Annotated in this window: 10 protein-coding genes and 1 tRNA gene; 3 read left to right on the top strand and 8 right to left on the bottom strand. The window is 68.2% G+C overall.

Annotated features, from left to right (window positions below; all coding sequences use genetic code 11):
* The first annotated feature begins 77 nt into the window (after window positions 1–77).
* Window positions 78–1,301 (top strand): MFS transporter, encoded by a 1,224-nt coding sequence (locus AC0B44_RS01280; protein ID WP_471901117.1) that lies wholly within the window; start codon window positions 78–80, stop codon window positions 1,299–1,301.
* Here the strand turns inward: AC0B44_RS01280 and AC0B44_RS01275 are convergent.
* The gene (locus tag AC0B44_RS01275) at window positions 1,285–3,876 is read right to left on the bottom strand and encodes a LuxR C-terminal-related transcriptional regulator (RefSeq protein ID WP_471901116.1); all 2,592 of its coding nucleotides are present in this window, start codon (window positions 3,874–3,876) and stop codon (window positions 1,285–1,287) included. The two genes, AC0B44_RS01280 and AC0B44_RS01275, sit on opposite strands and share 17 nt — an antisense overlap.
* Before the next feature lie 156 nt (window positions 3,877–4,032).
* Window positions 4,033–5,001, bottom strand: coding sequence for a TIGR03557 family F420-dependent LLM class oxidoreductase (locus AC0B44_RS01270; RefSeq protein WP_471901115.1), 969 nt, complete (start codon window positions 4,999–5,001; stop codon window positions 4,033–4,035).
* A gap of 177 nt (window positions 5,002–5,178) precedes the next feature.
* Here AC0B44_RS01270 and AC0B44_RS01265 point away from each other — a divergent pair, with 177 nt between their 5' ends.
* Entirely contained in the window at window positions 5,179–6,258 is a 1,080-nt protein-coding gene (locus AC0B44_RS01265; RefSeq protein WP_471901114.1) for a hypothetical protein, read from the top strand.
* 4 nt (window positions 6,259–6,262) lie between these two features.
* Here the strand turns inward: AC0B44_RS01265 and AC0B44_RS01260 are convergent, their stop codons facing one another.
* The 6 genes from AC0B44_RS01260 to AC0B44_RS01235 all read right to left on the bottom strand — a co-directional run bounded on the left by AC0B44_RS01260 (window position 6,263) and on the right by AC0B44_RS01235 (window position 11,404).
* Window positions 6,263–7,234, bottom strand: a complete 972-nt coding sequence (locus tag AC0B44_RS01260) for a sodium:calcium antiporter (RefSeq protein WP_471901113.1) — start codon at window positions 7,232–7,234, stop codon at window positions 6,263–6,265.
* A gap of 52 nt (window positions 7,235–7,286) precedes the next feature.
* Window positions 7,287–7,955 (bottom strand): hypothetical protein, encoded by a 669-nt coding sequence (locus AC0B44_RS01255; protein WP_471901112.1) that lies wholly within the window; start codon window positions 7,953–7,955, stop codon window positions 7,287–7,289.
* Window positions 7,956–8,110: 155 nt separating this feature from the next.
* Window positions 8,111–8,740, bottom strand: a complete 630-nt coding sequence (locus AC0B44_RS01250; RefSeq protein WP_471901111.1) for a DUF2461 domain-containing protein — start codon at window positions 8,738–8,740, stop codon at window positions 8,111–8,113.
* A 59-nt stretch (window positions 8,741–8,799) separates the two neighbouring features.
* Window positions 8,800–9,777, bottom strand: a complete 978-nt coding sequence (locus AC0B44_RS01245) for a ribose-phosphate diphosphokinase (protein ID WP_471901110.1) — start codon at window positions 9,775–9,777, stop codon at window positions 8,800–8,802.
* Window positions 9,774–11,249: a bifunctional UDP-N-acetylglucosamine diphosphorylase/glucosamine-1-phosphate N-acetyltransferase GlmU gene (gene glmU / locus AC0B44_RS01240; protein ID WP_471901109.1), complete on the bottom strand. Its 1,476-nt coding sequence runs from the start codon at window positions 11,247–11,249 to the stop codon at window positions 9,774–9,776. Before glmU ends, AC0B44_RS01245 begins: the two co-directional genes overlap by 4 nt.
* 83 nt (window positions 11,250–11,332) lie before the next feature.
* A tRNA-Gln gene (locus tag AC0B44_RS01235) sits at window positions 11,333–11,404 on the bottom strand.
* A 233-nt stretch (window positions 11,405–11,637) separates the two neighbouring features.
* Between AC0B44_RS01235 and AC0B44_RS01230 the strand changes: the two genes are divergently transcribed.
* Window positions 11,638–12,228, top strand: a complete 591-nt coding sequence (locus AC0B44_RS01230; protein ID WP_471901361.1) for a TetR/AcrR family transcriptional regulator — start codon at window positions 11,638–11,640, stop codon at window positions 12,226–12,228.
* Window positions 12,229–12,342 lie beyond the last annotated feature (114 nt).

Genomic DNA, 12,342 nt, shown 5'->3' with positions numbered 1-12,342 from the left:
GAACCCGGGCTCCGGACGAGCGTGGACGGGCCGGATCGGTTGGACACCCGGGTGCGGTGGAGGAGAGGGTAGTAGGTATGGAAGCCCGGTCCCGCCCAGTTCTGACGACCCCGGTGTTGCTGCTCATGGCGGTGGCCACGGGGTTGTGCGTGGGCGGAAACTACTTCAACCAGCCTTTGCTCGAGTCCATCGCGTCCGCGTTGGGCACGTCGCACTCGGCGGCGGCGACGACCGTCACCGTCGCGCAGGTCGCCTATGCGGCAGGGCTCGTCTTTCTGGTGCCGCTGGGTGACGTCTTTCCGCAGCGGCGCCTCGCCGTGACCCTCATGCTCGCCGCCGCGGCCGGTCAGGCGATCAGCGGTTTCGCTCCCGGCATCGGGGTGCTCATGCTGGGCACGGCGATCGCGGGCTTGTTCTCGGTCGCCGCACAGGTGCTCGTGCCGTTCGCGGCCACGCTCGCCACCCCGGAACGGCGCGGCGCGGCGGTAGGCACCGTGATGAGCGGCCTGCTGGTGGGCATCCTGCTCGCCCGGAGTGTCGCGGGGATGCTCGCGGAAGTCGGTGGCTGGTCCACGGTCTACCGCATCGGCGCGGTCCTCACAGCCGTCGTGGCACTCGCGCTGTGGCGCGTGCTTCCGGCGACCACGCCGACGGCGCGTCAGGGCTACGGCGCGACACTACGTTCGCTCGGCACACTGGTGTTCGAACATCCCCGGTTGCGCACGCGCGCGCTGATGGGTGGACTCAGCTTCGCTTCGATCAGTGCGATGTTCTCCACCATGGCGTTCCTACTGTCCGGCCCGGAGCACGGTCTCCGGGAACTGCAGATCGGCCTCGTCGGACTCGCCGGAGTGGTGGGGGCCGTCGCGGCTTCGGTGGTGGGGCGACTGGTCGACCGGGGACTCGGTGGACTGACCACCGGAGGCGGGATCGCGGCGCTCGTCGTCTCCTGGGCGGCGCTGGCAGCGGGAGCGGAGTCTCTCGTCTGGTTCGTGGTCGGGATGGTCGTGATCGATCTCGCGGTGAACATGGTCCACATCAACAATCAGAACATCGTCTACGCGCTGGATCCGGAGGCCCGCTCGCGCCTCAACTCGGTGTACATGACGACGTACTTCGTCGGTGCGGCGTCGGGATCGGCTCTGGGAGCGGTCGCGTGGTCGGCCGGGGGATGGACGGCGGTGTGTGTGCTCGGTGTCGGTCTCGCCCTGTGCACCGCTGCGGTGTGGATGGTCGATATGCGAGTCGCCGCGAAGGCAGGCCGGACCGGATCGGAGCCCGCTGTCACGACTCCTCGGTGACGGGGAGCAGTCGCAGTTCGCGGGCTCGCCCGATGGCTTCGGACCGCGAGTGCGCGCCAAGTTTGCGGTAGGCGCTGCGCAACTGGGTCTTCACCGTGTTGGCGGAGACGAACAGAGCCTTGGCGATCTCCGCGTGCGTGGAGCTCTGACAGAGCAGAACCAGAACGTCGGTCTCGCGTGGCGACAACTCGACGCGCGACACACGTGCGGTGAACACACTGGCGACCGGGCCACCGGGGACAGCGGTGCCGCTGATCTCCTGCAACTGCTCCGCGGTTCGCGGCGGCAGCATGGTGAAAGCCCGCCGGTTTCCGAGGGTCGACGCGAGGGCGCACGCGCGCTGCCAGTCGCGGACGGCTTCGTCGCGATCCTCCATGTCGAGGTGACACGCCGCGCCGATGAGCAGCGCCTCGAGATGCGCTCGGGGGAAACCGCATTCCGGCCACTGCACGTGTCGGAGCTTGGTGAGGGCGGCATCGGGGTGCCCGGTGAGCAGTTCCACGCGCGCGCCGGCCACGACCGGTACGGGATGGTCGTCGGCGTCTTCCCCCGCCCGGCCGAGTGCGAGGTTGCCGTTGCCCAGCGCCAGTTGCAGATCCACCTCCGCTGCGCCGAGGAGTATCCGGGACATCGCGCCCGGCGTGTGGCGGTCGTGGTGCGAGGCGATCAGCTGGTGCACGGCGGTCAGCCCGTCGTACGCGTTGCCCGTCGCGAGGGCGTGGTACGCCCGGCAATAGGCGACGAACCCCCACAGCTCCTCCGACTCACCGGGAGTACCGAGCAGATCGAGGGTTTCGGCTGCGGCGTCGAGGTCGAGGGCGTCGAGCTGGAGCAGGGTTGTCGCTGCCCGGCCGCCCACGCGAACGACAGGGCCCCAGTGTCCCCCGGTGGGTTCGGCTCGCTGCTCGGTTTGCAGCCATTCGACAGCGTGCGGGTTGTCGCCCCGTACCGCCCAGTTCAACGCGGAACTGCCGGCCGCGTTCTGGATCGCGAAGGTGATGCCCGACGCGAAGGCACCCCGGTAGGCGCGCCGGAACGCGGCGGTCGAGCGGTCGAGCAATCCCGCGAGTTGCAGGCTGATGGCCCACTGCATGCGGAGCACCGGCAGCTGGGAAGTGATGGCGTCGGGCTGGTGTTCGAGGATGGAGTCGACCAGCGGCTCGAGGAGCAACGTCCGCCGGGCTGCTTCGGCTACCTGGCCGCCGACCCGCAACGCCAGCGTCTGTATCGTCGCGACGAACAGTGCCTGCGGCGCGTCCTTCGTCCTGCCGAGTTCCCGGAGATCGGCGGGGTCGGACGGAAGGGACGTGTGGAGGATGGCGTGCTCGTCGAGCATCTGGGTGAACAGCGCGCGTCCAGCGAGAATCTGCGGATGCTCGTCGAGAGCCTCTTCGGGAAGGCTACGAAGGATCTTGACGAGCGCACCGAAGTGCTTGTCCACCATGGTGACCCAGGAGTCGCAGACGATTTCCTTCGCCATTCCCCAGTCCCCGGCCTCCACGGCGTACGTGGCGGCCTCGACGGGGTTTCCGGCGCTGCGGTGACGCCTGGACAGCTCGGCGAGCAGTGCATCGGCATGTCCCGGCCGAGCCCTCCGGGAGATCTCGAGTGCGGCGGAGCGGACGGCATCGTTCCATCGCCAGGTTCTACTGGGCCGGGTGGCGACGAGCAGTCCGTGCTTTGTCATGAGGTCCAGCGGCTTCGCGGGGTCGGGGTGCCGGGTGAGGTCGGCGGCATCTGTCGCGTCAGTGCTGTGGGACGCGGCGATCGAGAGCGCGAAAGTGCGTGTCTCGTCGTCCAGTTCGGCCAGGCATGCTTCGGTGTAGCGCTCGAGTACGTGTGCCAGATGGGGGTTCGGTACCCCGAAAAAGTCGACGAGCCGCCCGGGTACCGAGCGGGCCAGGCGCACGCACACGGCAAGGTGAACGGGTACGCCGCCCAGCGCGCGGTGGAGCGAGTGGCACTCGACGTCGGTGCGCGCCACATCCGAGTCGCGGAAGAGTTCGGCGGTCTCGTCGAGCGTGAAGGCCATCAGGTCGGCAGGGATGTAGTTGCAATCGATTCCCTGTGCGGCGGCGCCCGCCAGATCGGCCTCCGTCGTCCCGGGCAGGCATACGACCACATCGACGGACGGGCATCGATCGAGCAATTCGTAGACGCAGGGCAGCGTGGTCGCGGGATCGTGGACGCCGGTGAGAACCAGGATGGCTGGTCCTGCCGACGATCGGAACGCGTGCACCACGCGCGTGAACGGGTCTGCGCCGGGCTCGTCCGGTCCGTCGGTCCGCGGGAACTCTCCGGAGTCGTGGCGCTCGAGTACCTCCAGGACCGCCTGCCACGTCGCGCGGTGGCCCGAGTCGAGGTGGTTCGACGGCACCCACACCACCGTTCGCCCGTGGGCGCCGCCGCCGTGCAGCCAGGATGCGACGAGTGTGCGCTTGCCGAATCCGGGGGGTGCGTCGAGCACGGTCAGCGGCGAGCCACGGTCGAGGGCGGAGAACAGGCGGGGCCGGGGCAGAGCCGATGCGAGCGCGCGCCACTGGGGTACGCCGACACGACCGGCGGGCACACTCACGCAAGCTCCTTCGGGGATCGCCTGGCGGCTCGTGTCGAGGCGTGAACGAGGCCCCCGACAGACCTGGTCGATAGGAGACTACCGGTCGGGTCCGTAGAGCACCCGTAAAACAACGTCTGTTCAGCCAATACTGTTCGTTCGGCGAGCACCCCCAGTTCAGCTCGAGGAGGCGATGCCGCGCAACGGGTCGAGGAGTTCATTCCGGAAAAACGAGATGAACCCGTCGGGATCGGGACCGGCGTTCATGTAGACGAGGTGGTCGTACCCCGCTTCGGCGTGAGTTCGCGCCAGATCGAGGTACGCCTCCGGATCGGCGCCGCACACGAAATTCTCCAGCATGTCCTCGCGTCGCACGGTCCCGGTGGCCGCGTCGAAATTCACCGGATTGGGTAGCTCGCTCATGACCTTCCAGCCCGTGACACCCCATCGGTTGGTGCGCAACGCGGCGTCTGCGGCGTCGTTCGCGTCCGGTGCCCACGCCACCGACATCTCGGCGTAGCGCGGTCCGGTACCGCCTGCGCCGCGGTATGCGTCGACCAGGTCGGGGTTGGGCTCGGTGGTGAACAATCCGTCCCCGTATTCGGCGGCCAGGTGGGCCGCTTCCGGCCCGCCCGCGGCGACAACGATGTCGGGAAGCACCTCCGGGAGGTCGAAGACGCGCGCGTCGTCGAGTTGAAGGTACTCGCCGTCGTAGCTGTGGTAACCGCCCGTCCAGAGCAGGCGGATGATTTCGAGTGCTTCGCGGAACATCACCTGGCGGTGCCGCACCGACGGGTATTCGGCCCCCACGACATGCTCGTTGAGCCGCTCACCGGAGCCCACCCCGAGACTGAACCTGCCGTCGGACAGCAGCGAGACCGTGGCGGCCGCCTGCGCGATGATCGCCGGGTGGTACCGGATGGTCGGGCAGGTGACGCCGGTGGCCAGTCCGACCTTCTCGGTGCGGGCCGCGATCGCGCCGAGCACCGACCAGGCGAAGGGAGAGTGTCCCTGCACGTCGAGCCAGGGATGGTAGTGGTCGCTGATCTCCACGAAATCGAAACCGGCGGCTTCCGCGGCCACTGCCTGCCGCACGAGTTCGGCGGGGCCGAACGCTTCGGAAGCGAGTTTGTATCCGAACTTCATATGTACTCCTTGGTGCAATGGGGATAACCCTTGTGCGGGTACCCGGCCGGCCGACTCGAAAACGGCGGATACCTGTGGTGTCCGGTATGCCCGTCTCCCTCCTTCCGGCGTTGTAGGGTGACGGCACGGATCTGGGGAGGGTCCGGCGGGAGATTCGTAGGGGATTCGGGGGCCGGTGTGCATCGTCGGGGAGCACTGACGGCAGTGGCGGCGATCGCGGGCGTGTTGTTGCTCGTCCTCGCTGCGTGCGCCACGGTGGTCGCGCGTCCCTCCCCGGTTCCACCGCCCCGCGAACCGGATCGCATCGAACCCAACACCTACAGCCAGCCGGTCTCGGCCGCCGACAAGGTGGTGCTCGAACTCGCCGAACGGCTTCGGCGTCTCGACCCGTGTGGGCTGATGCCCGAAGCTGTGGTCGCGGAATACGGCGATGTCCGCAGATTCGGGCCGGAAGAGGGGTTCGACACGTGTACGGCCGTCCTCGGGCGGGGCGACGGCGAAGACCACGAACTGTCGATCACGCTGGACCTGTCGGCGCCGGACCCGGGTGACGACGATCGGCCGGTCCGGTTCGGCAACAACGAGATCCAGCGTTCGCGCGTGATCGGCGAGCCCACGTCCGCCTGCACCGGGCGGTTCGTCCTCGATCTGCCCGTCACGGCGTTCGTCGACGGTGCACCGTCGGCCCGGGCCGCGACGGTGCGTGCCGTCGAGCATTTCCCGGATGGTGCCGTGGCCGAGTCGCAGACGGTGTGCGAGGCGGTCGATCGGATCCACGGTGTCGCTGTGGGCGCGCTCCGGGCACTTCCCGCCCGCCCGACGAGCGGACCGGGCAGGATTCGCCTGGCCGCCGCGGACCCTTGCGAGATCGTGGCGTGGTTCGCACCCCAGGACCTCGTGCACTGGTCGGTGGACAGCGATCCCTACCGCTGTGACTATTCGGTGCTGCTGCCCGGTGGTGGTGCCGCGACGTGGAACGTGCGGTTCCGGCTCGAACCGGAACACGACACGGTCGCAGGACCCGGGATCGAGGGGACGGCTGCGGCGGGACGCAGCATCGTCGTCCGGCGCGAGGGCGAAATATGTGAGGCGGCCACGCCGGTGGAGGACGTCGTCGATACGAACCGCGACGCCGCGCCCTCGGACGAACGGTCGTCCGGGCGCAATGTCCCCACCGTCGTCGTGTCCCGTGCCGACGGCGTATGCGAGGGCCTGCCGGCCCTGGTGGCGGAACTCGCCGATCTGGCGCTGACGTGATCGATCAGGTGCGCGTGGTCAGCAGGAATGTCAGATAGACGCCGTACGTCCCGATGAACAGTGCTCCCTCGGCCCGCGACAGCCTGCGACCGGTGAGAAACGCAGGGATGCACAGAAATGCGACGGCGGCCATCAGCGGCAGATCGACCCGGACGATCTCGCCGGGGACCGTGATCCCGCCCGGGGTTGCGAGCACGGTCGCACCCAGAATGAAGACGATGTTGTAGACGCTCGAACCGAGCAGGTTGCCGATGGCGATGTCGCGTTCGTCGCGGATCGTCGACACGATCGTGGTCACGAGTTCCGGTGCCGAGGTACCGATCGCGACGACGGTCAGACCGATCACGGTGTCGGACACGCCCAGCCGACTGCGCGGAGGCGACCGCGCCGTCGACGAGGATTTCCGCGCCGAGCACGACGACGGCGATCCCGCCGAGCAGCATCGCGACCTCGGTGATCGTCGCGCCGAGTCGCAGGGCACCGGGTCGGGGGAGAATTCGTCGGCGTACTCCAGGCGGACGGCCGCGGCTTCGGTCCGTCCGGCGCGGATCACCAGAACGGTGTAGAGCAGACCGAACGCGATGAGCCCGATGCCTTCGGCCGGTGTGATCCGGCCGTCTGCCGCCGTCACCCAGAGCAGGACCGCAGCCAGGGTGATGGCCGGAAGATCGATGCGGAGGGTCTGCGTCCCCAGGTGAAGGGTTCGCAGAAGAGCGCTCAGGCCCAGGATCAACAGAAGGTTGACGATGTTGGTGCCGACGACGGCGCCGAGCGCGAGACCCGAGTTGCCCGTCGCGGCGGACTCGATGCCCACCGCGAGTTCGGGTGCGCTCGTACCGAGGGCCACGACCGTCACCCCGACCACGATCGGCGTGATGCCGAGCCGGGCGGCGAGGCGCGAGCCGCCGCGCACCAGCACCTCGGCCCCGACCACGAGAATCACCAGGCCGGTGACGATACCGAGGACGGGATTCATCGGTGGAAGGGTATCGCGCAGACCGGTTTATGGCTTCCCGGCCCCTGCGGAACTACTTCGACGCGGCGCTCAGGCGGGCCTTTTCCAGGGCGGCGAGAGTGCGCAGGACGGTGGCCTTCTGCTTCTCGAGATCGCTGCGGCGAGCTCGGGCGGCGAGGCCGCTCTGGTCGGCGACGCGGGCGAGCTGCGCGTCGATCGCCGTGAGCTGGTCGAGCAGAGCGAGCGCGCGGGTCTGGATCTCGTCGATGTCGACCGCCCGCGTCGCGACGGGAGCCGCGGACTTCGCGGACGAAGCGGGGCGGGAGCTGCTCGCGGATCCGGTGGTCGAGGGGCGCTTGGCCGCCGGCTTGCCCTCCGCGACGACCGCGGCTGCACGCGGACGCAGTGCCTTCCGGACGAGCTCGGGGTCGGGCTGCTGTTCGAGACGGATCTCGTTGAGCACGCGCCGGGAATCGCGGGCACCGAGGCGATGCTCGTACTCTTCGTCGTCGTCGGACTGGAGGGTGCCGCCGATGGGACGCAGGCCGTACATGCCCATGAACCGGCGGGCTTCCTCGATCACGGATTCGTGGTGACGGCAAGTCGCGCAGCGGGGTTCGTTGCGGTACTCCTCGACGGAGTCGGTGTCCCCGCACCAGACGCATGCCCCGGGAGACCACCGTCGCGAGGTCCGGATTGTCGCGGTTTCCGTGGGGGCCTCGAGAGTCTGCGCGTCGATCACGAGGAGCAACCTTAGGTCAGAACCGGGCCGTTGCGGGACCCCCGTGGGGCGCGACCTGCAGCGGAGCAGACCGGAAGTGACGAAGATCATCACGCGCCAGGTTTAGGGGCAAACCATTGCGGCACACTGCAATTCCATACCGGATGGTCTGCAGGTCAAGAAGCGGTCGCCGAGGTCAGCCACTCCACCAGCGGCCGGAACGCGCGCCAGGAGTCGCGCACCTCGTCGAGGGTGCGCGCGGTGTCGATCCACGGAGGAGAGACCTCACTGCGGCCGGCGTTCAGCGACCGGTGCCGCAGCAGATCCAGACGTGGGTGGTCGGGGTCGACGCCCCGCGGCCTCGTCTTCAGCGTCGAACCGCCGATCTCGTACCCGGACCGTTCGAGTCGCCGCACGATCTTGCCGAGTTCGGTTCCGCGTCGTTCGTCGTCTACGGCCTTGCGGTACGCCGCCACCTGCGCGGCCGAACCCGAATAGAACCCACCGGCCGTCCTCAGCCCCGCCGCGTCGATCTGGACGTAATAGCCCACCCCCGGGGCGGTCTGGACGAAGCCACCCTGATGGGTCTTGTACGGGGTCTTGTCGTGGCTGAACCGGACGTCCCGGTAGGGCCGGAAAACCTTGCCCGGACCGAACTCGTGCTCGAGATCGGTGAGCAGATCAAGCATCGGGCCGCGCACGCAGTCGTCGTAGACGGCCTTGTGCGCGGCCCAGAACGGTTTGCTGTTGTCGGCCTCGAGGTCTTCGTAGAAGTCGAGTGCCGCGGTCGGGAAACCGGTGAACATCGAAGAGAGTGCCTTTCGGTCCGTGCGGCCCGGAAGTGCACCACCTCGTGGCGTGGATCCTAGGCGACGCCGTTGAACAGCGAAGTCACCGAACCGTTCTCGAAGACCTCGCGGATGGTCTGTGCCAGCAGCGGCGCGATCGTCAGCACGGTCAGCGTGTCGAACTGCTTCTCCGGCGGGATGGGCAGCGTGTTGGTGACGATGACCTCCTTGGCACCGCACGCCGCGAGGCGCTCGGCGGCCGGGTCGGACAGTACACCGTGAGTGGCGGCGATGATGACGTCGCCGGCGCCGGCTTCCTTGAGGACGCGGACCGCTCCGGCGATCGTGCCGCCGGTGTCGATCATGTCGTCGATGAGGATGCAGGTGCGGCCCTCGACGTCACCGACCACGCGGTTCGACTTGACCTGGTTCGGGACGAGCGGGTCGCGGGTCTTGTGGATGAACGCGAGCGGTGCGCCGCCGAGCGTGTCGGCCCACTTCTCGGCCACCCGGACGCGCCCGGAGTCGGGGGAGACGACGGCGATGTTGTCGACGCCGTACTTGCCGCGGATGTACTCGGCGAGCTGACCCTGCGCGTGCATGTGATCGACGGGGCCGTCGAAGAAGCCCTGGATCTGATCGGTGTGCAGGTCGACGGTGATGATGCGGTCCGCGCCGGCGGTCTTGAGCAGATCCGCGATCAGACGGGCAGAGATGGGCTCGCGGCCGCGGTGCTTCTTGTCCTGCCGCGCATACGGGTAGAACGGGAGGATCGCGGTGATGCGCTTGGCGGAACCACGCTTGAGGGCGTCGATCATGATGAGCTGCTCCATGACCCACTGGTTGAGCGGGAACGGATGGCTCTGCAGCACGAACGCATCGGAGCCTCGCACCGACTCGTCGAACCGGACGAAGGTCTCGCCGTTGGCGAAATCACGTGCCGTCTGCGGGGTGAGGGGTACACCCAGTTCCTTGGCGACCTGCTCGGCCAACTCGGGATGCGCCCGGCCGGCGAAGAGCATCAAGTTCTTCTGGTTGTCGATCCAATTGGTCACTGGTCCTGGCCGTCCTTTTGCCGATCGTGGTCGTGCTGCTGTTGTGCTCTCGATGCTGCCTCGGCAGCCGCGGTTCCGGCGCGGTTTCGCTGGACCCACCCGTCAATATTGCGCTGTGGCGCGCCCGACACCGCCAGCGCCCCCGGCGGAACGTCGCGGCGAAGTACGGTTCCGGCTCCGGTGTAAGCGCCGTCGCCGACTGTCACGGGGGCTACGAACATGGTGTCCGAGCCGGTCCGCACGTGGGATCCGACCACGGTGCGGTACTTCTCGACGCCGTCGTAATTGACGAACACGCTCGATGCGCCGATGTTGGAGTGCTCGCCGATCTCAGCATCGCCGACGTACGTCAGGTGCGGCACCTTGGAGTGCGAACCGATCTGTGCATTCTTCGTCTCGACGAATGCGCCGAGTTTGCCGTTCGCGCCGAGCTCGGTTCCCGGACGTAGGTAGGTGAACGGACCGACGGTTGCTCCGGCTCCGATCACCGATCCGGTGCCGTGCGTACGCACGACCGACGCACCGGCACCGACCTGCACGTCGGTGAGGGTCGTGTCCGGGCCGATCACGGCGTCCTCCGCGATCACGGTCCGGCCGTGCAGCTGGACGCCGGGGTGGAGGGTGACATCCGTGCCGAGCAGCACGTCGAGGTCCACCCACGTCGAGGCGGGATCGAGGACGGTCACTCCTTCGCGCATCCAGCGGGTGAGCACGCGACGGTTGAGTTCGGTCGTCAGCGCCGCGAGCTGGACGCGGTCGTTGACTCCCGCGACCTGTGCGGAGTCGTCGGTGTGCACGCCGCGTACCGCGAGGCCCTCACTGTGGGCGATCTCGATGACGTCGGTGAGGTAGAGCTCGCCCTGCGCGTTGTCGGTGTCGAGCTTGTCGAGCGCAGACCGCAGACCGGCGGCGTCGAACGCGTACACGCCGGTGTTGACTTCGACGATCGCACGCTGGTGGAGGGTGGCGTCCTTCTCTTCCACGATCGCCGCGACGTCGCCGTCCGTGGTCCGGACGATGCGCCCGTACCCCGTGGGGTCGGGCACCGTGGTCGTCAGGACGGTCACCGCGGCGGACTCGGGCTCGGTGTGCGTTTCGAGGAGTTCCCGGAGCGTGTCGGGCGAGAGGAGAGGTACGTCGGCGGCGGTGACGAGCACCGTGCCCGCGAAGTCGGCGGGCAGTTCGGCAAGTCCGCACGCGACGGCGTGACCGGTGCCGCGCTGTTCGTCCTGGACCGCGATGCGCACTTCGCGTCCCGATTCGCTCGCGAACTCGGAGACGGCGGCGCCGACCCGGTCGCGTTCGTGCCCGATGACGGTGACGAGGTGGGTGGGCTCCAGCGCGGTCGCCGCAGCGAGCGAGTGGGCGAGCATCGAGCGCCCGCCGAGACTGTGCAGAACCTTCGGGGTCTTCGACCGCATCCGGGTTCCTGCTCCGGCTGCCAGCACAATGATCGCGGTCTGCACCTGCATGTAGCTCCCTCGACAATGTCTGCATACGCACGGAATTCGCTCGTGCGCACGGGAGCACGACGGCTCCCAGAAAACGGTCCCCGCTCCGCCGCCAGGACTCGAACCTGAACTATCTGAACCAAAATCAGAGGTGCTGCCGATTACACCACGGCGGACTGCCACACCCCCGGCGCGCGGGCACCCCGGGCGTGCGCCCCTAATCCTCGCACGGGAGGCGTCCGGCGTCGAACGTGGGGGGCGGTCGGTGCGGTGTCGATAGTCTGGGTGCGACCAACCCGAGGGATGCCCCGGCGCGCTGCGTCGGAAAGGACGAACCGTGTCACCATCGTCGCAGGACCTTACCGACCGGACGGCGCAGAATCGAGCCGATCGCGCCCCCCGCATCCGGATGACCGGAACGCAGCGGCGCGAGCAACTCATCGAGATCGGGCGCGCGTTGTTCGCCGAGCGCGGTTACGACGGCGCGTCCATCGAGGAGATCGCGCAGCGGGCGCAGGTGTCCAAGCCGGTCGTCTACGAGCACTTCGGCGGTAAGGAAGGGCTCTACGCGGTGGTGGTGGACCGCGAGATGACGGTGCTGATGTCGATGGTGACGGAGAGCCTGACCCGAAACAGGTCGCGGGTTCGGGTCGAGCGCGCCGCTCTCGCGCTGCTCACCTATATCGAGGAACGCACGGACGGTTTCCGCATTCTCGTGCGCGACTCGCCGGTCGCGGCGAAGGAGGGCACGTATTCGAGTCTCCTCAACGAGGCGATGCGGCAGGTCGGGCAGTTGCTTGCCGGTGACTTCTCGCGGCGGGGCCTCAATCCCGAACTCGCGCCCCTGTACGCACAGGCACTGGTGGGGATGGTCGCCACGACGGCGACGTGGTGGCTCGACGAGCGCACCCCGTCGAAAGAGGTGGTAGCCGCGCACCTCGTCAACCTGTGCTGGAACGGGTTGACGCGGCTCGAAGCAGACCCGACGCTGGGCAACTAGCATCTGAACTCATACGGGTTCTGTTTCAGGGCCTACAACGTACCGGCAGCTGGATAATCGGTGTTACGGTGATCTGTGCAGGAGTGCACAACCGACGCCCATCGGCGAACGACG

It is taken from the genome of Rhodococcus sp. NPDC019050, assembly GCF_055664235.1.
Note: the sequence above shows the minus strand (reverse complement) of the source record. Positions and strands in the feature narration are given on the sequence as shown.

Bases quoted from the DNA above. Each gene is read 5' to 3' on its own strand.
- AC0B44_RS01250 (WP_471901111.1), bottom strand. From the start codon at position 8,740: ATGTTCACCGGTTTCCCGACCGCGGCACTCGACTTCTACGAAGACCTC.
- AC0B44_RS01270 (WP_471901115.1), bottom strand. From the start codon at position 5,001: ATGAAGTTCGGATACAAACTCGCTTCCGAAGCGTTCGGCCCCGCCGAA.
- AC0B44_RS01260 (WP_471901113.1), bottom strand. From the start codon at position 7,234: ATGAATCCCGTCCTCGGTATCGTCACCGGCCTGGTGATTCTCGTGGTC.
- glmU (WP_471901109.1), bottom strand. From the start codon at position 11,249: ATGCAGGTGCAGACCGCGATCATTGTGCTGGCAGCCGGAGCAGGAACC.
- AC0B44_RS01230 (WP_471901361.1), top strand. From the start codon at position 11,638: ATGACCGGAACGCAGCGGCGCGAGCAACTCATCGAGATCGGGCGCGCG.
- AC0B44_RS01280 (WP_471901117.1), top strand. From the start codon at position 78: ATGGAAGCCCGGTCCCGCCCAGTTCTGACGACCCCGGTGTTGCTGCTC.